This is a genomic window from Arthrobacter sp. P4_H3 (assembly GCF_056400885.1).
Genome location: NZ_JBFUKK010000016.1, coordinates 82,466 through 103,423, shown reverse-complemented (window position 1 = coordinate 103,423; position 20,958 = coordinate 82,466). Strand labels below are relative to the sequence as shown.

Annotated in this window: 19 protein-coding genes; 7 read left to right on the top strand and 12 right to left on the bottom strand. The window is 67.7% G+C overall.

Annotated elements, in window-relative coordinates; translation table 11 throughout:
- Positions 1 to 4 precede the first annotated feature (4 nt).
- The 4 genes from AC1DRE_RS18980 to AC1DRE_RS18965 form a co-directional block, all read right to left on the bottom strand.
- Entirely contained in the window at positions 5 to 730 is a 726-nt protein-coding gene (locus tag AC1DRE_RS18980; protein WP_476986062.1) for an SRPBCC family protein, read from the bottom strand.
- A gap of 59 nt (positions 731 to 789) precedes the next feature.
- Positions 790 to 1,851: a DUF6707 family protein gene (locus tag AC1DRE_RS18975; RefSeq protein WP_476986061.1), complete on the bottom strand. Its 1,062-nt coding sequence runs from the start codon at positions 1,849 to 1,851 to the stop codon at positions 790 to 792.
- Between the two features lie 157 nt (positions 1,852 to 2,008).
- Positions 2,009 to 2,548, bottom strand: coding sequence for an NUDIX hydrolase family protein (locus AC1DRE_RS18970; protein ID WP_028271117.1), 540 nt, complete (start codon positions 2,546 to 2,548; stop codon positions 2,009 to 2,011).
- A 137-nt stretch (positions 2,549 to 2,685) separates the two neighbouring features.
- A complete protein-coding gene (locus tag AC1DRE_RS18965; RefSeq protein ID WP_476986060.1) occupies positions 2,686 to 3,402 on the bottom strand; it encodes a VOC family protein in 717 nt (238 codons plus the stop codon).
- 92 nt (positions 3,403 to 3,494) lie between these two features.
- Here AC1DRE_RS18965 and AC1DRE_RS18960 point away from each other — a divergent pair, with 92 nt between their 5' ends.
- Complete coding sequence (locus AC1DRE_RS18960) at positions 3,495 to 4,091, top strand: YdeI/OmpD-associated family protein (RefSeq protein WP_476986059.1); 597 nt, start codon at positions 3,495 to 3,497, stop codon at positions 4,089 to 4,091.
- Between the two features lie 75 nt (positions 4,092 to 4,166).
- Here the strand turns inward: AC1DRE_RS18960 and AC1DRE_RS18955 are convergent, their stop codons facing one another.
- The 4 genes from AC1DRE_RS18955 to AC1DRE_RS18940 all read right to left on the bottom strand — a co-directional run bounded on the left by AC1DRE_RS18955 (position 4,167) and on the right by AC1DRE_RS18940 (position 9,398).
- On the bottom strand, positions 4,167 to 5,303 hold the full coding sequence (locus tag AC1DRE_RS18955) for an ABC transporter ATP-binding protein (protein WP_476986076.1): 1,137 nt from the start codon (positions 5,301 to 5,303) through the stop codon (positions 4,167 to 4,169).
- A 50-nt stretch (positions 5,304 to 5,353) separates the two neighbouring features.
- Entirely contained in the window at positions 5,354 to 6,946 is a 1,593-nt protein-coding gene (locus tag AC1DRE_RS18950) for an ABC transporter permease (protein ID WP_476986058.1), read from the bottom strand.
- 22 nt (positions 6,947 to 6,968) lie between these two features.
- Positions 6,969 to 8,024, bottom strand: coding sequence for an iron ABC transporter substrate-binding protein (locus AC1DRE_RS18945; protein WP_476986057.1), 1,056 nt, complete (start codon positions 8,022 to 8,024; stop codon positions 6,969 to 6,971).
- A gap of 162 nt (positions 8,025 to 8,186) precedes the next feature.
- Entirely contained in the window at positions 8,187 to 9,398 is a 1,212-nt protein-coding gene (locus AC1DRE_RS18940) for a glycoside hydrolase family 76 protein (protein WP_476986056.1), read from the bottom strand.
- A gap of 129 nt (positions 9,399 to 9,527) precedes the next feature.
- On the opposite strand from AC1DRE_RS18940, the gene AC1DRE_RS18935 reads away from it, so the two are divergent.
- Both AC1DRE_RS18935 and AC1DRE_RS18930 read left to right on the top strand, forming a co-directional pair.
- Positions 9,528 to 10,337: an SDR family NAD(P)-dependent oxidoreductase gene (locus AC1DRE_RS18935; RefSeq protein ID WP_476986055.1), complete on the top strand. Its 810-nt coding sequence runs from the start codon at positions 9,528 to 9,530 to the stop codon at positions 10,335 to 10,337.
- Positions 10,337 to 11,563 (top strand): acyl-CoA dehydrogenase family protein, encoded by a 1,227-nt coding sequence (locus AC1DRE_RS18930; protein ID WP_476986075.1) that lies wholly within the window; start codon positions 10,337 to 10,339, stop codon positions 11,561 to 11,563. Before AC1DRE_RS18935 ends, AC1DRE_RS18930 begins: the two co-directional genes overlap by 1 nt.
- A gap of 163 nt (positions 11,564 to 11,726) precedes the next feature.
- On the opposite strand, the gene AC1DRE_RS18925 is transcribed toward AC1DRE_RS18930, so the two are convergent.
- The gene (locus tag AC1DRE_RS18925) at positions 11,727 to 12,563 is read right to left on the bottom strand and encodes a DUF1684 domain-containing protein (RefSeq protein WP_476986054.1); all 837 of its coding nucleotides are present in this window, start codon (positions 12,561 to 12,563) and stop codon (positions 11,727 to 11,729) included.
- Positions 12,564 to 12,758: 195 nt separating this feature from the next.
- On the opposite strand from AC1DRE_RS18925, the gene AC1DRE_RS18920 reads away from it, so the two are divergent.
- From AC1DRE_RS18920 to ppc, 3 genes are all read left to right on the top strand, one after another.
- Positions 12,759 to 13,439, top strand: a complete 681-nt coding sequence (locus AC1DRE_RS18920) for an NADPH-dependent F420 reductase (RefSeq protein WP_476986074.1) — start codon at positions 12,759 to 12,761, stop codon at positions 13,437 to 13,439.
- A 15-nt stretch (positions 13,440 to 13,454) separates the two neighbouring features.
- Positions 13,455 to 13,823, top strand: a complete 369-nt coding sequence (locus AC1DRE_RS18915; protein ID WP_476986053.1) for a hypothetical protein — start codon at positions 13,455 to 13,457, stop codon at positions 13,821 to 13,823.
- A gap of 115 nt (positions 13,824 to 13,938) precedes the next feature.
- A complete protein-coding gene (gene ppc, locus AC1DRE_RS18910) occupies positions 13,939 to 16,779 on the top strand; it encodes a phosphoenolpyruvate carboxylase (RefSeq protein WP_476986052.1) in 2,841 nt (946 codons plus the stop codon).
- Positions 16,780 to 16,975: 196 nt separating this feature from the next.
- Here ppc and AC1DRE_RS18905 read toward each other — a convergent pair whose 3' ends face one another.
- From AC1DRE_RS18905 to AC1DRE_RS18895, 3 genes are all read right to left on the bottom strand, one after another.
- Entirely contained in the window at positions 16,976 to 17,734 is a 759-nt protein-coding gene (locus tag AC1DRE_RS18905) for an ABC transporter ATP-binding protein (RefSeq protein ID WP_476986051.1), read from the bottom strand.
- A complete protein-coding gene (locus AC1DRE_RS18900) occupies positions 17,727 to 18,731 on the bottom strand; it encodes a FecCD family ABC transporter permease (protein WP_476986050.1) in 1,005 nt (334 codons plus the stop codon). The genes AC1DRE_RS18905 and AC1DRE_RS18900 overlap by 8 nt, the downstream gene beginning before the upstream one ends.
- 130 nt (positions 18,732 to 18,861) lie before the next feature.
- A complete protein-coding gene (locus AC1DRE_RS18895) occupies positions 18,862 to 20,025 on the bottom strand; it encodes an ABC transporter substrate-binding protein (RefSeq protein WP_476986049.1) in 1,164 nt (387 codons plus the stop codon).
- A gap of 138 nt (positions 20,026 to 20,163) precedes the next feature.
- On the opposite strand from AC1DRE_RS18895, the gene AC1DRE_RS18890 reads away from it, so the two are divergent.
- Entirely contained in the window at positions 20,164 to 20,946 is a 783-nt protein-coding gene (locus tag AC1DRE_RS18890) for a DUF6390 family protein (protein ID WP_476986048.1), read from the top strand.
- The last annotated feature ends 12 nt before the right edge of the window (positions 20,947 to 20,958 follow it).

The following is a 20,958-nucleotide window of genomic DNA, read 5'->3' as shown; positions in this document are numbered from 1 at the left end:
GCTGTTAGTGCACGGGGTCCGATGTGGGGTAGTTCTCAGCCCGCCAGCTGTCCCAGCCGCTGCGGATTTCCTCCAGCCGGTGTGCCCCCAGATCGTAGGTGGAGACGATCACCATCGACCCGCCGTCGGGCCTGACCTCGGCGATGGGCGGCTGGTCGGCGACGATCAGCAGGCCGTCGCCGTGTTCGGCGTAGCTGTGCACGGTGAGCCCCACCTGGTGGTTGGTGCGGTACCAGACCTTTCCCGAGATCTTCTCGCCGGTGGCGAGGGTCAGCGAGTATGGTTCGCCGGGCGCGGGGACGTCCCGGAGGCCCACCTTGTCGATCGCGGAGCCGTCCCCGCCAGGAACCGAAAAGAAGGCCGTGCGGCGCTTGCCGTGCGGGTGGTGTTCCAGGGCGAAGCGGAGCTGCTGGAGGAACGTCAGCCAGCTTTGGGTGATGTCCTCGTCCCAGGCGGCCCACTCGGAATTGTGGTCCAGGGCTGCCCGGGTCACACTGACCTGGGTGCCGGCGGAAACGGGCTTCAGGGCGAACTCATCCCCGCCGTCCACGGTGAGGCTGGTGTGGTCGGGGCCTTCAACCACGGTGTCCTTGAAATAGATTTCGTTGATTTCGGCGGCCAGGTCGTCGGCCTCCCAGCCGTGCCACTGGGCAACCTTGGCCGGTTCACGCAGCATTGTCCAAACCTGCTGCGCATCGGAATTAATCACAACGCTCAGTTTGTTCGTCATGGGGTGAATCTACAACGCCCGGCGCCCCCGGGGTAGGGCCAAACGGGTGGTGCCTCGCCTCAGGCCCGGACAGACTCGAGTTCGTTGGCGATCCGGCGCTCCAGCTCCTTCAACCCAATGGTTTCCGAGCCGCCGTGCGCCCGCAGGAACATCAGGGCCTCAAGCCGCAGCAGCCGCCATTCGCGTTCGGCATCCGGGTTCGAGTTGTCGATGGCCCGGAAGATTTCCTTGTCGTACAGGTTGGGTTCGTTCAGGGAGCGCTGCCGGATCTTGGCGTTGATGCGGGACTTGAACGGGTCCGTTTCCATCGCATCGGGGGCGCGGAGGAGCTTTTCGTACACATCGGCACGGTCCTCTTTCCCGGTCTGGCGGCAGATGTAGCTGGACAGGGACAGTGCTGCCTCGACGGACGTCCACCGGCCCGGGTTGCCGTCGAACGGCAGCACGTTGAGCAGGTCCGCGACGGCCAGGGCGCCCTCGGCGTCCTTGAGGGTGACAAACAGTTCGTGAGCCAGGTCGCTGAGGTCCTTGAGGCAGCTTCCGGACTTGGTGTTGATGCCCTTGGCCAGGCGGTCGCTCAGCAGCATCACGCCCATCGCGTCGGGGTGCGCTGCCGCGGCGGCCCCGACCACGGACTCCGCTGTTCCCGAGGGCTCCGGGATCAGCGCCAGTTCCTCCTCGCTCGGACCGGCGGCGGCGGCCGTTGCCGGCGTTGTGGCCGGACGGGGAGGCACGACGACGGCGGGAGCCGCCGGGGCGCCGCTTTCCCCGGCGGAGTCTGCCCGGGCAGCGGGGGGCTCAACGACCTGAAGCGATGTGGCGGCGTCGGACTCTTCGGACACCGTGTCCGCACCGGAACGGGACTCGTCACCGGTGGCGGAGCCGGTAGGGGCGGAGCCTGGCCCTGCCGCCAGGACCGTTGACCCGGCCGCGATGCGCAGGATCCCGCCGCCGGTGAGGGTCGCGAGGACCACGGCCGGTGTGCCGAAATCGTCGTCCTCCACGAGGACGCTCTGGATTTCGGCGGACCGTTCGCCGTCGGGGAGAAGCAGGAGGTGGCCGGTCTGCAGAGAGCCAGCCTGGAGCTCACTGTAGTGCTGGGCGGCTGGGGGGTGGGTCATCGGGAGTCCTTAAGTTCTCTTGCGGTCCGCCCTACAGTCTACTAAGGGGCCTGCGCGAAGTCGGGGACGCCCGGGTTCCTTCGAGCGTCCCCGCAGAAGCCGCAGCACTGTTAGGCGGCCCCCAGGTCCGCCGCCAGTGAACGGCGATGCGGCGTGCTTAGCTGCCCACTCCGGCGAACGCGAGCGCCTGCCGGACCAGAGCGCCGCGGCCGCCGCTGAATTCCAGCTGCACGTCCGGGCTCAGGACCTCCTCGGGAGTCATCCAGGTGAGCTCGAGCGCATCCTGGCGGGGCTCGCATTCGCCTGTGACCGGGATGATGTACGCCAGGGAAACAGCATGCTGGCGGTCGTCGGTGAACCCCGTGTGGGACGGCGCCGGGAAGTACTCAGCCACGGTGAACGGCACCGGGCTGATGGGCAGCTGCGGGAACGCCAGCGGGCCGAGGTCCTTTTCCATGTGGCGGAGCAGGGCCGCGCGGATGGTCTCGCGATAGAGGACGCGGCCGGACACGAGGGAACGGACCATGGTGCCGTCCTCGTCGGCCTGCAGCAGGGTACCCACTTCGTTCACGAACCCCAAGGGATCAAGGCGGACGGGTACGGCTTCCACATAAACCATGGGAAGCCGGCCCCGGGCTTCGAAGAGGTCCTCATCGGACAGCCAGCCGGGATTCGGGTCAGGAGTGCGCACGTTCATGCTTAAGTTCTACCCCATCCCTGCCCGAACCCCGCGCCGCAACTTCACACGGCGGGGACGGATTCGGTTGGTGGCCCTGCCTCGATCCTGACCAAGGAGGGCCGGTTCGGCGGCTTCGGCGCCGACAACAGGCCCACTCAGTGCCGGGCTGACACCCAGAGCGCGGGGGCATCGGCGCCCACCTCGTCGGGGTTGGCCACGTGCAGGGTCCGTCCGAAGGCCTCCTCCGTCATCGTGACTTGGTGGCCCGCAGCAGCCAGCCGGTCCCGCAGGGCGGACAGGTCGCCGGTGTACTCAAAGCCCAGGCCGGACCGGGCGTTGCCGTTTCCGGGGCGCACCATCAGCACGCCGCCGTTCTTTGCGGTGAAGTCCGCGGTTTCGTCGTCATCCGGGACCGGCCGGAGCCGGGCGCCCATATAGCGCAGGGTCCGTGCGGCGGCCGCGGCGTCCGGAGTGAACCAGACTTCGACGACGGCGAGCGCCGGATCGGCGTCCGCGCTCGGGCTGCTCTGGGCGGCTTTGTCCGCGAAGAAACTGAAACCGTCCCCGCCCGTGATCCGGCAGGTGTCGCCGTGGTCCGCCGTGGTCAGCTCGGCCGGCGACGTCCCGTCTTCCACTCCGGCTTCGTTGGTGCGCCGGGCGAACTCGGCGAGGTCGCCCACTTCGACGCCGAACGCCGTCGTCCCGTCCCCTGCGGAGCCGGCCTCGGTGGCGTGCAGCGCCAGCCGGCCGGATCCGGCGTCGTACTCCTTCCAGGAACCGTCATCGACGGTCCGGATCATTCCCAGGTCGGTGAGCAGCCGCTCCCACTGGTCCAGGCGCGAGGTGAAATGGATGGGGCGGACACGCAGCATTGGATCTCCCGGGGTGAAGGCTGAAGAATTGTTGGTGACATGGCCATGATGCCACGCCGTGAATGAGGAGTCCCGTGGAGCAGAATGGTGCCATGGCCATTGAACTCGAGGAACTTCTGGTGAAGGATGCCGCCGAATGGCGCGACTGGCTGGAACAGCACCATGCCACCAGCCCGGGCGTGTGGCTGGTGCTGCACAAGAAGGGCGGCAACACCACCGAACTGGACTACGAAGCCGCGTTGCAGGAGGCGCTGTGCTTCGGCTGGATCGACGGGCAGGGCAAACGGCGCGACGACGAAACCTCCTTCCAGCGGATGACCCGGCGTGGGCCCAAGAGTGTCTGGTCGGCACGGAACGTGGACCGCATCGAAAAGCTTGAGGCCGCCGGCAGGATGACAGCGGCGGGCCGCGCCGCCGTCGACGCCGCCAAGGGGGACGGCCGCTGGGAGGCTGCGTACTCCGGACAGGCATCCGCGGAACTGCCGGAGGACCTGGCGGCCGCCATAGCGGCCGAACCTCGGGCGCAGGCCATGTTCGACGTGCTGACGTCGGTGAACCGCTACGCCCTGATTTACCGGACGAATTCGGTCAAGCAGGCAGCCACGCGGGAGCGCAAGATCAAGGGGTTTGTGGAGATGCTGGCACGCGGCGAAACCCCATACCCGCAGAAGAAGCGCCCCGCGGACTAGCCACGTCGCGCGGGCGCCTGGTGCCGGGCACTGCGGCGCCTGGTGCCGGGCACTGAGGTGCCCGGCACCCGTGCGTCAGTCCTGCCCGTTCGCGTCCACCGGGAAGGCCACGGCCTCGCCCACCACACGCAGGCAGAGTTCCATGCCCGGCCGTGCGATGGAGGCGTTCCAGTGCCGGATGGTGATCACTTCGCCGCCGCCGGGAAAACGGTGGTCCGGGATGGCGCCCGCTGCCAGTTCAGGCGGCACGGCCAGCTTGAGGCGCACGGTGGTTTCCGGGCCGAAGTAGTCCGTATCCACCACCACGCCGCGGATGGGGCCGTCCTCGGCGATGCGGATCTGCTCGGGACGCAGCATGAGCTGCACGCGGCCCTGGGCCGGTGGCCGGCGCACCGGAATGCCGCCCAGCGAACACGTTGCCAGCGAGCCTTCCATCCAGGCGTCCAGGATGACGGCGTCGCCCAGGAACTCCGCGGTGGCACGGTCCGCCGGGCGGGTGTAGACCACAAAGGGGTTGCCGATCTGGGCCAGCCTGCCGCCGCGCATCACGGCCACCTGGTCGGCGAAGGAGAGAGCCTCGGCCTGGTCGTGCGTGACCAGGATGGTGGTCACGCCGGCTTCGTTGAGGACCTTGGCCACTGCGCGGCGGGTGGCTACGCGGAGGCCGGCGTCGAGGGCGGAGAACGGCTCGTCCAACAGCATGAGCTCCGGTTCGCGGGCCAGGGCGCGGGCCAGGGCCACGCGCTGCTGCTGCCCGCCGGAGAGCTGGTGCGGCCGGCGCTTGGCCATGGACGGATCCAGCGACACCATTTCCAGGAGTTCGCTGACCCGGGCGGCAACCTCCTGCCGTCCGCCGGGCAACTTGCCGGCATTAAGGCCGAAGGAGATGTTCTGGCCCACGGTCAGGTGGGGGAAGAGGGCGCCGTCCTGCGCAACGTAGCCTACGTGGCGTTTGTGCGCCGGTACCCAGGAACCGCCGCCTGCCACGGTGGTGCCGTTGAGCGAGATGCTGCCGGTGTCGGGATGTTCGAAGCCGGCGATCAGGCGCAGCAGCGTGGTCTTGCCCGAGCCTGACGGGCCCACGATCGCGGTAGTTCCGCCCTTGGCCACGGACAGGTTCACGCCTTTGAGGACCGCCTGCGAACCGAAGTTCTTGGTGACGGCCTCGATCCCGAGGTGGCTGTTGGTGCTGGGTGCCACGGACGGAGCTATCCGTGGTTCCGGAAACCTGGAGGGGGCATCACGGGAAGTGTAGGAATCGGTCACTGTCCGGCCACTTTCTTGGACTGCTGGAAGAGAAGGTAGGTCATGGGGGCGGAGATCAGGATCATCAGCAGCGCATACGGCGCGGCGCCGGCGTAGTCGATCTCGCTGCTTTTGCTCCAGAATTCGGTGGCGAGGGTGCGCGTGCCGTTCGGGGAGAGCAGCAGCGTTGCCGTGAGTTCGTTGACGATGGCCAGGAACACCAGTGCTGCCCCGCCGGCGGCGGCCGGGGCCGTGAGGCGCAGCGTCACCCGGATGAAGGCCAGCAGCGGCGGCTTCCCCAGCGCCTGAGCGGCCTCGTCGAGTTCCTTGGGGGCCTGCGCCAGCCCGGCGCGGATATTCACCAGCGCCCGGGGCAGGAACAGCAGCACGTAGGCCGCGATGAGCAGCACGGTTGTCTGGTAGAACTCAGGGGCCACCCGGATACTTACAGTGACGAAGGCCAGGCCCACCACGATGCCCGGCATGGAGCTGGTGACGTAGTTGGACAGTTCCAGTGCCTTGCTGAACCAGCTCGGGTGCCGCACGGCAAGGTACGCCATGGGGAAAGCCACCACGGTGGTAGCCAGGGCCCCGGTCAGCCCGTAGCCCAGGGTCTGCAGCAGTGCGGGGAGGAACTCGTCCGTTGCCCAGATGTCCGCTCCGCCCGCGAAGATCCAGCGGAGCACGAACGTCAGCGGAAGTCCGAACGCGAGGGCGGTGAGACCGGCCAGGAAGAGTTGCGCCGGGGCCTGGTAGGCATGCAGGGGCAGCCGGAGCGCCCTGGCCTGTGCTCCGGATCCCACCCGTGCGTAGCGGGCGGTGCCCCTGCCGCGCACCTCCACCACCAGCAGGATCAGGCAGAAGAACACCAGCACGCTGGCCAGCATGTTCCCGGCGGTGCCGTTGAACGTGGACTGGTACTGCACCATGATCGCGGTGGTGAAGGTGTCGAAACGGATCATCGCAAACGCGCCGTATTCGGCCAGCAGGTGCAGCGCCACCAGCAGGGCGCCGCCGGTCATGGCGATGCGGAGCTGGGGGAGGACCACACGGAAGAAGGTGCGCCAGGCGCCCAGGCCCAGCGACGCCGCGGACTGCTCGATGGCGGGGTCAAGCCTGCCGAGGGTGGCGGCCGCCGGGATGTACACCAGCGGAAAGTAGGACAGCGTGGCGATCAGGACGCCGGACCACAGGCCGCCCAGCGAAGGTATGGCGGAAACCCAGGCGTAGCTGTTCACGAAGGCGGGGATGGCCAGTGGGGCGGCCAGCAGCACAGCCCACCACTTGTGTCCGCGCAGCCCGGTCCGCTCCACCAGCCAGGCGCCCCCCACACCCAGCGCCACACACAGCGGCACGGTGATCGCCATCAGCAGCAGCGTGTTGAGGAGGAGCTCGCCCACCCGCTCGCGGAAGATCAGCCCGACGGCGGTTTCCCACCCCGTGGCGGCCGTCATCACAATGACATACCCCAGCGGAATCAGGGAAAACAGCGCGATGAGGACGGCAATGATGGCTACCGCGGAAACGCCGAAAGGCGGGCGGGGGCGCTTGCCCCTACCCGCCGTCGTCGTGCTTCCGGAAGTTTCCGGCGCCGCTAGGTCAATTGGCACAGTTTTTCCATTTGGCACCGAGTTACAGGAGTCCTGCCTTGGTCATCAGTTCGGTGACCTTCTCGGAGTTGAGCTTGGCGGGGTCAACCGTCGGCGCCTGCAGTTCCTTGATCGGAACCAGTTTGTCGTTGGCCGGGACCTCGGAGGCAACGGCGTATTCAAAGGAGGTGCCCTTCTGGAGGACTTCCTGGCCCTTCTTGCCGGTGATGAACTTCAGGAACGCCTGGGCAGCCGCAGCGTTCTTGGAGGACTTCAGCACGCCGCCGCCGGAGACGGACACGAACGCGCCCGGATCCTGGTTCTTGAAGAAGTACGGCGTGACGTTCTTGGAGTTTTCGCCGGTCTTGGCCTGGTCGCCGTAGTAGTAGTAGTGGTAGATCAGGGCGGCGTCCACTTCGCCGGCGTTGACGGCCTTCATGGCCGTGCTGTTGCCCTTGTAGGCCTTGAAGTTCTCCTTCATGCCCTTGAGCCATTCGTCGGTGGCGGCTTCGCCCTTGAGCTCAAGCAGCGCGGAAACGATGGCCTGGAAGTCTGCACCGGACGGTGAGGCGGCCCATTTGCCCTTCCACTCCGGCTTGGCCAGGTCCAGCATGGACTTGGGCAGCTGGTCTTCGCTCAGCTTGGCCTTGTCATACACCAGGACGGTGGAGCGGGCGGCAATGCCGGTCCATTTGCCGGTGGAGGGGCGGAAGTCGGCGGGCACCTGGTCAATAGTGGCCTTGTCCACGTCCGCGAACAGTCCGGCATTCTCAACCTGCGCCATTGCGGGTGAGTTTTCCGTCAGGAACACGTCGGCCGGGGAGGCCGCGCCTTCCTGGATGATCTGGTTGGACATTTCGGTGTCCGAGCCCTGGCGCAGGGTTACCTTGACGCCGGTCTCCGCGGTGAACGCGTCCACCCATTCCTTGGTCAGGCTTTCGTGCTGGGCGTTGTAGACCGTGATCTCGCCGGAAGCCTTGCCGTCGGCCGCAGCGGTGCTCGCTGCGGGGGTGGAGCTTCCGGAGCCGCAGGCGGCCAGGCCGAGGGCGGCAGTGGCGGCGAGTGCGATTCCCGCCAGCGCGTTGGTGCGGATCTTCATGGGGGCTTCTTTCTGGAAAAAAGTCTGGTGGACCGGAGTCCGTGTGAGGGGGAAGTTAGGGCATGCTCACTGCCAAAACTGTAGGTTAGCCAAACCTAAGGAACCAAGCCCGGGCAGGCTTAAGTGAGCAGGATCACATCAATTACGGAACTTTTACGTGACTTAATTCGCGCGGCCATTCGTGCCGGGCACCGGATCCTGGGGTGCATCCCCAACGGTTGCGGCGGCCTCCAGCACCATCCACGCCTGCAGCTGGGTGGAAAGTTCGACGGCGGCACCCGCCGGATATGCCCGGCTCGCCGGCGTCTCGGGGAACACCGAAAACACCAGCTGCGCCCCTTGGCGAGCCAGCGGCTCCGCCGGGTCCACGGCGCGGCGGCCCTCCCAGAGCGCCTGTGCCGTTTCGATGACCAGGGCGGCCGCTATGGCCCGCGTCCGGCCGGGAAGCCGTCCGTCCGCTGCGGCCAGCGCAAGGTACCGGGCCAGTATCCCGGTGAACAGGCCGCCGTCGCCCGTTCCGTCGCAGCGGAGCACTGCCGCAGTCCGGCCGGACGCAAGGGTGGCGGGGCGCGTCAGGTGGCGGGCCACGGCGTCCACGAGTCCGGCTGCCCGGTCGAGGTTCGGCCGGCCGCCGAGTTCCAGCAGCGCGCCCAGGACCGGTCCCTGGTTGTAGGTGTAGATGGCGGCTTCCAGCACCACTTCGCCGTTGCTCCCGATCCGCAGCCCGTCCTGGTACATGCCGTGCGCAGGGTCGAACAGCTTGGCGTGGAGCCAGTCCACCAGGGCCTGGGCTTTGGCCGTGTTCCCGGTCCGGGCGTAGTAGAGCGCCACCGGTGCCGTGGCCGGCGTGTTCTTGAAGTCCCGTTTCGTGCTCCAGAACGTGCCGCCGCCCAGGTCATCCGTGGAGGCTGAATCGAACTGCAGCGTCAGGCTCTTCCGGATCCTTGCGTGCCGGCGGCTGCCCGGCCTGTGCGTCGCCTCGGCGAGTTTCTCCAGGCGGAGCGTGGACAGTGCAAGCCAGGCCATGTCGTCGTAGTAGTTGTTGACGACGGTCAGGAAATTGCGCAGCCGGATGCCGGTGACCAGCCGCGAGGCCAGCTGCCCGGCGCTGGGGCGGTTCCCGCCGTCGAACCTGGCTCCGCGGGCGAGTTCCCGGCGTCCGGCGTCCACCAGGCAGTCCACGTAGTGGGCCTGCCACCAGTAGTGCCAGGGGCGGACCAGGTTCCTCAGCCGGCCGGACGGCCGTTCGATCGCCGCGATATGCGTACCCGGGAGGAAGAACAGCCGCTGCCCGAACATCCTGGTCACGGACCGGGCGGCCTCGTCGGCACGGGCGGACCAGCCGGCGGGTGCGGCGACGTCTGGGGAGGTCATGGTGCCAGCCTAGCCGGGTGCCCTGTCGGGAGAGCCAGCTGCCGTCCGAACGTGCGGTTTGGCCCCATTCCAGTTAACATTCATTAACTAGCGTTACGCCGGGGTTGGGTTCCACATCAAGGAGGATGGATGGACATCAAAGGTACTGTCGCGTTGATTACGGGCGGGGCCTCCGGGCTGGGCGCCGCAACAGCAGGGCGCCTGTTCGACGCCGGGGCTTCGGTGGTGCTGGTGGACCTGCCGTCGTCCCGGGGCGAGGCAGCTGCCGCCGAGCTGAACGCCCGGGCCGCCGAGCTGAACGTGCCGTCGGCCCCCTCCGCAGTCTTCGTCCCGGCGGACGTGACCAGCGAGGACCAGGTGCAGGCCGCCGTCGACGCCGCGGTTGCCCTTGGACCGCTGCGCATCGTGGTGAACTGCGCCGGCATCGCCACCCCGGGGAAGGTGCTGGGTCGCGACGGCGTGCTCCCGCTGGACACCTTCAACCGTGTCATCCAGATCAACCTCGTGGGCACCTTCAACGTGATCCGGCTCGCCGCAGCCGCCATGGCCGCCACCGAGCCCGCCGTGACCGAACTCGGGGGACCGGAGCGCGGCGTCATCATCAACACCGCCTCCGTCGCCGCGTTCGACGGCCAGATCGGCCAGCCCGCCTACGCCGCGTCCAAGGGTGCCGTGGCGGCCATGACCCTGCCGATCGCCCGCGAGCTGGCCCGTTCCCTGATCCGCGTGGTCACCATCGCGCCGGGCATCTTCGAAACGCCCATGATGGCAGGACTGCCCCAGGAGGCCCAGGATTCGCTGGGCGGGCAGGTGCCGCATCCCTCCCGGCTGGGCCGCCCGGCTGAATACGCCAGCCTGGCCGCGCACATCGTGGACAACGCCATGCTCAACGGCGAGACCATCCGCCTCGACGGTGCCATCCGGATGGGGCCGAAGTGATGCCGGCGGCGGCCCCTGGGCAGCGGGACGCGGCTGCGACCTCTGTGGATTCACTGCCCACGGCCGATTTCTTCGGGTTCGAATCGCTGCTCAGCGAACAGGAACAGCGGAAGCTGGCGGAGCTGAGGGAATTCCTGGCTGCCGAAATCGCACCGTTCGCCACCGAGTGGTGGAACAACGCCGAGTTTCCCGCCCACATCCTGCCCAAACTGGCAGCTCTCGAACTCAGCGCTCCCGCCCAGCGCGGTTACAGCCACCTGTTCGCGGGCCTGGTGATTGCCGAGATGACGCGGGTGGACACGTCCATCGCCACCTTTTTCCTGGTGCACCACGACCTCTTTGTGGAGTCCCTCTACGGGTTCGGGTCCGAGGAGCAGAAGGCCCGGCTGCTCGACGACGCCGCCAACCTCCGCACCACCGGCGCCTTCGCCCTCACCGAGCCGGAACACGGCTCCGATGTGGCCGGCGGGATGGAAACGCGGGCGCGCCGGGTTTCCGGCTTGGCCGGGGAAGCCGACGATTACTGGATCCTCAACGGCGCCAAGCGCTGGATCGGCAACGGGACGTTCTGCGACTACATGCTCGTGTGGGCGCGGGACGAGGCCGACGGCGCCATCCGGGGTTTCATCGTGGACGCGGCCCTCCCCGGCGTCAGCCGGAGCAGGATCGAACACAAGATTGCCCTGCGCACGGTGCAGAACGCGGACATTGTCTTCCGGGATGTGCGGGTGGCGGAGGCTGACCGTTTCGCCGGCATCGGGAGCTTCGAGGACACCAACGAACTGCTGCGCGGGTCCCGGATCATGGTGGCCTGGCAGGCGGTGGGTCAGCAGCTGGCGGCGTTCGACGTCGCCCGGCAGCACGCCGTCGAACGTCAGCAGTTCGGGCGTCCGCTGGCCAAATTCCAGCTCATCCAGCAGCAGCTGGTCACCATGCTCGGCAATGCCGTGGCGAGCATGGGCATGATGGTCCGGATCGCCCAGCTGCAGCAGGACGGTACGGCGGACATGGCGCAGGTGGCGCTGGCGAAGTCGTACACGAGCGCCCGGATGCGCGAAACGGTGGCCATGGGGCGGTCCATGCTGGGCGGGAACGGGATCGTCACGGACTACCGGATGGCGAAGATCTTCGCTGACGCCGAGGCCATCTACACCTATGAAGGCTCGTTCGAGATCAACACCCTGATCGTCGGCCGTGCCGTCACCGGGGTCTCCGCGATCGTCTAGCCGGGATAGGCGCGAACGGACACTTGAGGCCCCTCGCGGAGGGTGGGCCTCAAGTGTCCGTTCGCGCTCAGTCGGCCGGGCTTATCTGTCCGTTCGCGCTCAGTCGGCCGGGCTTATCTGTCCGTTCGCGCTCAGTCGGCGGGGCTTATCTGTCCGTTCGCGCTCAGTCGGCGATCATCGGGTCCTTCTCGCCGGCCTCGATGCGGTAGTCCAGGCAGTTGTTCTTCACGGGCATGGGGCAGGTCCCGTACGGCGTGAAGGCGCTCGGGTAATTGATGGCGCGGTTGAAGTCCAGGATCACCGATGCGTTTCCGGATGGATCAAGCCGGGGCCGGGCCGTGGACACCTTCCGCCACTCGTCCGTTGAATCTCCGTTGGTTTCGTCGTGGAACGTGACCGTGAGGGCGCCGAGCTTCTCCTCCTCCGCCTGCAAGTGGAACTCGTGGTCCTTGCCGGGCAGGCGGAACACCAGGTCGCCGACGGACCGGTGCACGCCGTCCACCAGCGGGTTTGCGGTGCCGATGGGAACGTCCACCGGCTCGGGGTAGGGATGGAAGCTGGCCTCAACCACCAGGTCAGGCCGGTATTCGAAGGTGGGCACGCCGTCGAACTCCGTAAACACCGGTGACTGCGAATCCCGGGTGCGGATGGCGTACTTGTCCGCCCGCATGGCCAGTTCCACCACCACCTGCTTCCCGTCGCCGCCGCCGAACTGGACCCACATGAGCGACTCCTCGTCTGCCAGCGCGGCCGAAATGGTGCCGTCCACGGCTTCGCCGGTGTCCACCAGCGTCAGCCCGTCCGCCGCCCCGGCGGTGAGGAACGCCGTCGTGCCGTCCGTTGACCAGAGCCCGGGGACGAGGTCGACGGCGGCGGGCTGGCTTTCGAGCCACTGGAACGACGTGAGCGTCAACCAGCCGTACTCGCCGGCCAGCGCCTTGTTGCGGTTGGCGCGGAAGCGGTTCCAGCGGTCCAGCTGGGCATCAGGGGTGGTGTTCATGGGTCCTCCAAGGCGATGGCGTACGGCCCACGGTACAACCGCATGAGATCCCGCAACATTCCGGCCAGTTCCGACGCGCGCCACCGTGCTCCGGGTCCATTGCCGCCCGTCAGCCCAGCTGGTAGCGTCAAAACACGTTCCAGGCGAACGCATGAGACAGAGTTGTCTACCCAATGGATTACGGAAGTGACTGCCATGAAAATAGCTGTCTTCGGCACCGGCTTTGCCGGGCGAACGGTTGCGGCGGCCCTGGCGAAACTGGGGCACGAAGTGGTAATCGGGACCCGCGACCCCGAGGCCACGCTGGCCCGGCAGGACCCTGACGGCATGGGGACCCCGCCGTTTGCCCAGTGGCGTGCCCAGCACGTCGACGTGGCGCTCGCCGCCTACGCCGACGCCGCCGAGGCAGCCGAGCTGGTGGTCAATCTGACCAACGGTCTCGGCTCCCTCGACGCCCTGGCGGCGGCGGGCACGCGAAACCTGTCAGGCAAGATCCTGATCGACGTCGCCAATCCGCTCGATCCGTCGCAGGGCTTCCCGCCGTCGCTGAACCCCGTCAATACGGACAGCCTTGGCGAGCAGATCCAGCAGGCTTTCCCGGAGGCCAAGGTGGTGAAGACGCTCAACACCATGACTGCAGGACTGATGGTCAATCCCGGCCGCGTGGGCGGGGGAGACCACTCAGTGTTCGTCTCGGGCAACGACGCCGACGCGAAAAAAGCCGTGACGTCCCTGCTGCAGAGCCTCGGTCATCAGGACATCATCGACCTCGGCGATATCACCACTGCCCGGGGCCCTGAAATGATGCTGCCGGTCTGGATCCGGCTATGGGGCGTCCTGGGCACGCCCGACTTCAATTTCAAGATCGTCCGCTGAAACGGCGGCCGGGGCATGGACGCAGTCCTCACCGTCCTGGCTTGTCTGGCGCTCATTGCCGGGTTCACCCTGGCCGGGATGTCCGTCCTGAAGCGCGGCGGGAACCCCAAGGGGGCCACGGGAACGCTGGGGAGTGCGCTGGGCATGATCGACCCCGCCACCGGCGCCCCCACCCGTGAGGAGGCGGCCGCCGCCCGCGAAGAGCTGAAGCAGCGGCGGCACGAATCCACCCAGTCCGGGAAGGGCCCCGCCCACAACGAGGCCTACACAGGAAAGATCACCATCCGGGCAGCCGGCCGACCGGCTGCGGAGTCCGGAGAGCCGGCTGCGGCGCCCACTGAAACAGGGGCGGCAGCGGACGTCAAGGGCACGGACACTATCTGAGACAGATTCCCACGCCGCAACGGGGCCGGGTAATATCCCATAGGAACAAGTAACCCGGCTCACAGTATCCAGCGCAGTGTACGAGCCAAGTCCGAACCCTCGAAAGATAGTTTCCATGGCTGACACTGCAGTAAATCCAGGCACCCATCTCGCAGGCGCAGACCTCGCCAGCACCGATCTTGCGTCCGAACTCCGGGCGGATGTCCGGCGCGTCTCCACGCTGCTGGGCGAATCGCTGGTCCGCCAGCACGGCCCCGAGCTCCTTGACCTCGTGGAGCAGGTCCGGCTGCTGACCAAGGAATCCAAGGAAGCTGCCCGCGGCGGCGCGGATGCCACCGGCCCTTGGAGCTCGCACGACGTCGTTGCCCAGGTCCGTGAGCTGCTCGGCTCCCTGCCCATTGACCAGGCCACCGACTTGGTCCGTGCCTTTGCGTTCTACTTCCACCTGGCCAACGCCGCTGAGCAGGTCCACCGGGTCCGCGGGCTGCGGACCCGCCAGGAAAAGGATGGCTGGCTGGCGAAGGCCGTGGAGGAGATCTCCGGCCAAGCCGGCCCGGCCGTGCTTCAGCAGGTGGTCAACGAACTCGACGTCCGCCCCATTTTTACGGCCCACCCCACGGAGGCCTCGCGCCGCTCGGTTCTGGACAAGATCCGCCGGCTTTCCGATGTGCTGGCCGTCTCCACCGAGGAGGGCACCTCGGCCCGCCGCCGCCAGGACCGCCAGCTCGCCGAAGTCATCGACCAGATGTGGCAGACCGACGAACTCCGCCAGGTCCGGCCCACTCCGGTGGATGAGGCCCGCAACGCCATCTATTACCTCAACAGCATCCTCACCGATGCCATGCCCGAAATGCTGTCGGACCTGTCCGAACTGCTGGGCGAACACGGCGTCACCCTGCCGTCGCAGAAGGCCCCCATCCGCTTCGGTTCCTGGATCGGCGGCGACCGTGACGGCAACCCCAACGTCACGGCAGCCGTCACCCGCGAGATCCTCCAGATCCAAAACCAGCACGCCGTCCGCATCAGCATCGCGATGATCGACGAGCTCATCTCCATCCTCTCCAACTCCACGGCGCTGGCCGGGGCGGACCAGGAACTGCTGGACTCGATCGACGCGGACCTCAAGAACCTTCCGGGCCTGGACCGCCGGGTGCTGGAGCTCAACGCCCAGGAGCCCTACCGGCTCAAGCTCACCTGCATCAAGGCCAAGCTCCTCAACACGGCCAAGCGGGTGGCAGCGGGCTCGTCCCACCAGCCGGGCCGCGACTACACGTCCACTGCAGGGCTCCTCTCCGAGCTTGGCCTGCTGGAGACGTCCCTGCGCAACCACCACGCCGGGCTGGCAGCCGACGGCGCCCTTGCCCGCGTGCGCCGAGCCATCGCCTCCTTTGGCCTGCATCTTGCCACCCTGGACATCCGCGAACACGCCGACCACCACCATGACGCCGTCGGGCAGCTCATGGACCGCCTCGGTGGCCCCGGCGTGCAGTATTCCGAACTCAGTCGCCCCGAGCGCCTCGAGGTGCTGGGCGCGGAGCTGGGTTCCCGCCGTCCGCTGTCCGGCCACCCGATCAAGCTCGACGGCGTCGCTGACGGCACGTACGACGTCTTCCGTGAGATCCGCCGCGCCCTGAAGACATACGGCCCGGACGTCATCGAGACCTACATCATTTCGATGACCCGCGGTGCCGATGACGTCCTGGCCGCCGCGGTGCTGGCCCGCGAGGCGGGCCTCATCAGCCTCTTCGGCGAAGCGCCGTATGCCAAGATCGGCTTTGCCCCGCTGCTGGAAACCGTCGAGGAACTACGGGGATCCGCCGAGATCGTCGACCAGCTGCTGTCTGATCCGTCCTACCGGGAACTGGTCCGGCTCCGCGGCGACGTGCAGGAAATCATGCTCGGTTACTCGGACTCCAACAAGGAATCCGGCGTGATGACCAGCCAGTGGGAAATCCACAAGACCCAGCGGAAGCTGCGGGACATCGCGGCCAAGCACGGCGTCCGGGTGCGGCTCTTCCACGGCCGCGGCGGTTCCGTTGGCCGCGGCGGCGGGCCCACCTACGATGCGATCATGGCCCAGCCCAACGGCGTCCTCGAAGGTGAAATCAAGTTCACCGAGCAGGGCGAAGTCATTTCGGACAAGTACTCACTGCCGGAGCTGGCACGCGAAAACCTCGAACTTTCGCTCGCGGCCGTGATGCAGGGTTCCGCCCTGCACCGCACCCCGCGGACGTCCGAGGATGAACGCGAGCGCTACGGCCACGTCATGGAGACCATCTCCGACGCCGCCTTTGCCCGCTACCGCTCGCTGATCGACGACCCGGACCTGCCGGCCTACTTTCTGGCGTCCACTCCGGTGGAACAGCTCGGATCCCTCAACATCGGCTCGCGTCCGTCCAAGCGCCCGGACTCCGGTGCAGGGCTGGGCGGCCTGCGCGCCATTCCGTGGGTCTTCGGCTGGACCCAGTCGCGGCAGATCGTGCCGGGCTGGTTCGGCGTCGGCTCCGGCCTGAAGGCCGCGCGGGAAGCCGGCAACACGGCACAGCTCGTGGAGATGATGGACCGCTGGCACTTCTTCCGCTCGGTGGTGTCAAACGTCGAAATGACGCTGGCCAAGACGGACATGGACATTGCCGGCTATTACGTCTCCACTCTGGTTCCCGAAGAGCTGCACCACCTGTTCCGGGCCATCCGGGACGAATACGACCTCACCGTCGCAGAGATCCAGAACCTCACCGGCGAGCACGTGCTCCTCGATGCACAGCCCACCCTGAAGCGGTCCCTGGAGATCCGCGATCAGTACCTGGACCCCATCAGCTACCTGCAGGTGGAACTCATGCGGCGCATCCGCGCCGAGGGTGAGGGCGTCACCAACTCGGAGATCAGTGAGCGCCTCCAGCGGGCCATGCTCATCACCGTCAACGGCGTAGCCGCCGGCCTCCGCAACACGGGATAGCCTCCAGCGTCCAACCACCGACGCTCTCTCACTTTCTGCGGTGTTTCCCGAGACACTCTCTCACTTTCTTGGGGAAAGTGAGAGAGCGTCTGAGGTTTGGCCACGAAAAGTGAGAGAGCGTCTGAGGTTTGGCCACGAAAAGTGAGAGAGCGTCTGAGGTTTGGGCGCGAAAAGTGAGAGAGCGTCCGGGCGGCGGTCAGGTTTTTTCTTCCCCGCCGTTTCCGTAAGGCACCACGATGGCGCGGCGGGGAGTGCCGCCGTCGGAATAGGGGAGCGTCCGGACCGGAACCCCGTAGAGCGCTGAAAGCGCGCGGTCGGTGAGCAGGTCCGCGGCCCGGCCGGTCCGTGCCCCGCTGCGGCCCAGGAGGACTGCCCTGTCCGCCAGGTACAGGGCGTGGTCGGGATGGTGGGTGCTGAGCAGCAGGGCCATGCCGCCGGACATCAGCTCGCGCAGCAGGGACAGGACGCGCACCTGGTTCTTGAGGTCGAGGCCGGTGGCGGGCTCGTCCAGCACCAGCACGGGACAGCCGGCGGCAATGGCCCGGGCTATCAGGACCAGTTGCTGCTCGCCGCCGCTCAGGGTGGGGAAGCGGCGGTCCCTGAGCCCGGCCACGCCCACCCGTTCCATCGCCTCCGAAGCAGCGGCCCGGTCCGAGGTTCCCGGCGTCCGGAAGAGTCCGACCTGCCGGGCCCGGCCCATCAGGACCATGTCCAGGGCGCTGTAGCCGAACGCGCTGCCGTGGGCCTGCGGAACGTACCCCGCGCCGTCGGCCCGGCGGACCGTTCCTTCCGCGGGCTCCAGCAGCCCGGCCGCGCAGCGGACCAGCGTGGTCTTGCCGCTTCCGTTGGGCCCGAGCACCGCGGTGGCGCTGCCTGGCAGGACACTGAAGCTGACGTCCCGGAAAACCCAGTCCCGCCGGGCGTAGCCGAATCCCACGCCGTCGAGCTCAAGCACTTTCCCAGATCCTCTCCCGGTTCCGGCGCAGCAGCAGGAAGAACACGGGGGCGCCGATCAGGGCGGTGAGGACACCGAGCGGGATCTCGCCGGCGGTCGCGGTGCGGGCCACAGTGTCCACCAGGACAATGTAGGCGCCGCCCAGGAGGAAGGACACCGGCAGCAGCACTCGGTGGTCCGGGCCCACCCACATCCGCGCCAGATGCGGTACCACCAGGCCAACCCAACTGACCGCGCCGCTGACTGCGACCGCCCCGGCCACAATGAGTGCCACCGCCACCAGCACCACCCAGCGCAGCGGACGGGGTTTGACGCCCAGCGCCGCCGCATCCTCGTCGCCGAGGGACAGCACGTTGATCCGCCAGCGCAGCAGCAGAAGCACGACGGCGCCGCCCACCACCGGTATCAGCGCCACCGCGACCTTCGCGAAGGTCGCCGTGGCTACGCTGCCGAGGAGCCAGAAGACGATTGCCGGAAGGGTGGTGTTGGGGTCCGCGCTATAGCTCACCAGCGCCACCAGGGCCGAGAAGAACGAGCCTGTGACCACGCCGCCGAGCACGATCATCAGCATGGGTGTGCCGCCGCGGCCCGAGGTGATCAGGAACAGCAGTCCGAGCGCCACGAGGCCGAAGAGAAACGAACCCGTGACCAGCAGGAAGGATCCCAGCCCGAGCAGCAGGGCCAGGGCGCCGCCGAAGGACGCCCCCGCGGAGACTCCGATGATCTCCGGGCTGACCAGCGGGTTGCGGAAAATGGCCTGCAGGGCGGCGCCGCCGATTGCCAGCCCGCCGCCTACCAGCAGGGCGAGCAGGATCCGCGGCAACCGGACCAGCAGGACCACGTTCTGCTCCGTCTGGCTCGCCTCAAGCGGGACGGGCACCAGTTGCGCGGCAAGGATCTGGACCACGTGCCAGAGCGGAACATTGAAGCGGCCCACGGCCAGCGCCATGAGCCCGACGGCGGTCAGCAGCACGGCGGCGACGGCGATCGGCCCCACGACTGCTGTTTTTCCGCGGCCCACACCGTTTCCGCGACCCACACGGGGGCTGCGCCGTTCACCGCGGCCCGACCGCCGTGCGGCCCGGCCGGCAGGCGGGCCACGGCGGGTCAGTCGCACTGAGCTGGTTTCATCCAGCATTGAATTGGTGGTAGTTGGCGGAGTCGCTGTTCTCAGCGGTCCAGAGAATCCTGTCCAGCTCCTTGTCGGTGGGCTCGTGGTTGTAGAGGAACTGGAAGTATTCGCTGGTTTTGCCGCGCAGCCCGGAGTGCTCCTGCGGGAAGGCGATATCGGTCAGCCAGTTCCACATGAGCGGCGATTCCTGGCCCGGCGGATCCCAGCGGTACCCTCCGAGGGGCACCTTGTAGACGCGCCGTGAACGGACAGCCGAGATGTTCTGCCACACCGGGTCTGAGTAGATGTCCTGCGGCATTGCCTGGTCGAAGTTGCCCAGCAGGATGACTTCCGGATCCCAGCTGAGGACCTGTTCCACGTCCAGGCCCACCATTCCGGTGCCGGGCAGCGGGTCCGGGCCGGTGGCAGGGTTGGTTCCGCCCACCAGCTTGATGTAGAAGTCGTTGTAGGTGTTCGCGGCGGCGGCTTTCAGCCCGCCGGTAAACCGGTTGAAGTAGAGAATGCCGGGTCCCGCGGATCCACGCCCGGCCGCGGCCTCCTTGATCCCGGCGAGCTCCTTGTCGCTGCGTTCCTTGATTTCGGTGGCCCGTTCCGGTTTGCCCAGCATCGCGGCGAACATCGCAATCCAGGCGTCCACGTCCTCCTGCTTGCCTGTGTTCTTGAGTCCGAGCACGGTCAGGCCGGCATTCTCCAGGGGCTCGACCAGCTGGGAGTCGGACCACTGCACCACGACGTCGGGGTCCAGGGCCCGCACGCTCTCCACATTGGGGTTGAAGTCCTGGGTCGCGATTTCGTGCGGCAGCTCCAGCGCCTGCGGGAACACGGTTCCCAGGATGCCGTCACGCATCGCCACCCATGAGGCGTTGTGCATGGCGCTCAGGTGCTCGGCGCTGCGGTCCACGGCCACCAGCAGCGATGCCGCCGGCATCGGGATGGTCACCGCCCTCGTCACCGGCCTGGCGAACGTGAGGGTCTTGCCGCGCTGGTCTGTAATGCTGATGGGACCTGCACTGGCGGAGCCCGGGGATCCGCTCCCGGAGGCAACGGGGGACGCAGCCGGCGGGGCGCCGGCGGCCCCGCATCCGGCGAGAAGGGCTGCGGAGCCGCCCGCCACAAGAACCTGGAGCACGGTGCGGCGGTTTAGATCGTCGACTCGCATGGATTGACCCCCTGTGCGTAGGTTCTTCACAGGATCCGCCCGACGGCCGAGGCTGTCAACGGCAGCGGAGTTCCGGCCCCCTTGTCGGCGCAGGGGGCCGGTGCTACGTTCAAAGAACCTTTTGCAGAAGGTGGCCAGATGATGGTTCTCGACGGTGCCCTGTTGTTTGTCCGGTACGCCTACCCGCCCAATTCCCGGGGCAGCTGCGGACCCCCGGACAGTGACGCGCTGCTGCACTACGGCCAGTCCGGTGTGACGGACCAGGGACTCCGCGAGCTGGCCAAGGGCTTCGCCGGCGCGTGGCCCTACCTGGAGCTAATTGCCGGCACCAACGGCATAACCGACCCCCTCGACCCCCGCGTGGTGGAGGCGTACTGGGTGGGAAACAGCCTCCTGGACTCGGTGGGCATCACCAACATCGGCAACTCCATGGAGGACCGGTTCCGGGCCCGCACGGGACGCCAGTTCCCGCACCTGGCCGAGGGCGTCCTGGCCGGCGGGGTTCCGCACCACAGCTTCCATGTCTTTGAGATCTACCCGTGGCTGGGGCTGCTCCACGACGACCGCCGTCACGCCACGGCCCTGAACGTGCTGGACCGGTGCCGGATCCGGTGGGGCGAGGTGCTGGCGGTCGCGGGCGACGACGCCGTGGTGCGGTCCCGGCCGCTGGTGTGGGACGGTGCCGCGCTGGCGGTGGGCGAGCCCGTGGTGGAGACGGCCAAGCACGCCGTGAACGGGACCGGATTCGTGGACGGACTCGCAGCAGGTGATGTGGTGTCGCTGCACTGGGACTGGGTGTGCGACCGGCTCTCCCCGCGCCAGCTGCAGCGGCTGCAGCACTTCACGGCGCGCCATCTCCGGATCGCCAACAACGGCGTCGAACACCGCGGAGCAGCGATCGCCCTTGAGCGCCACGGCTGACGCCCGGCGCTA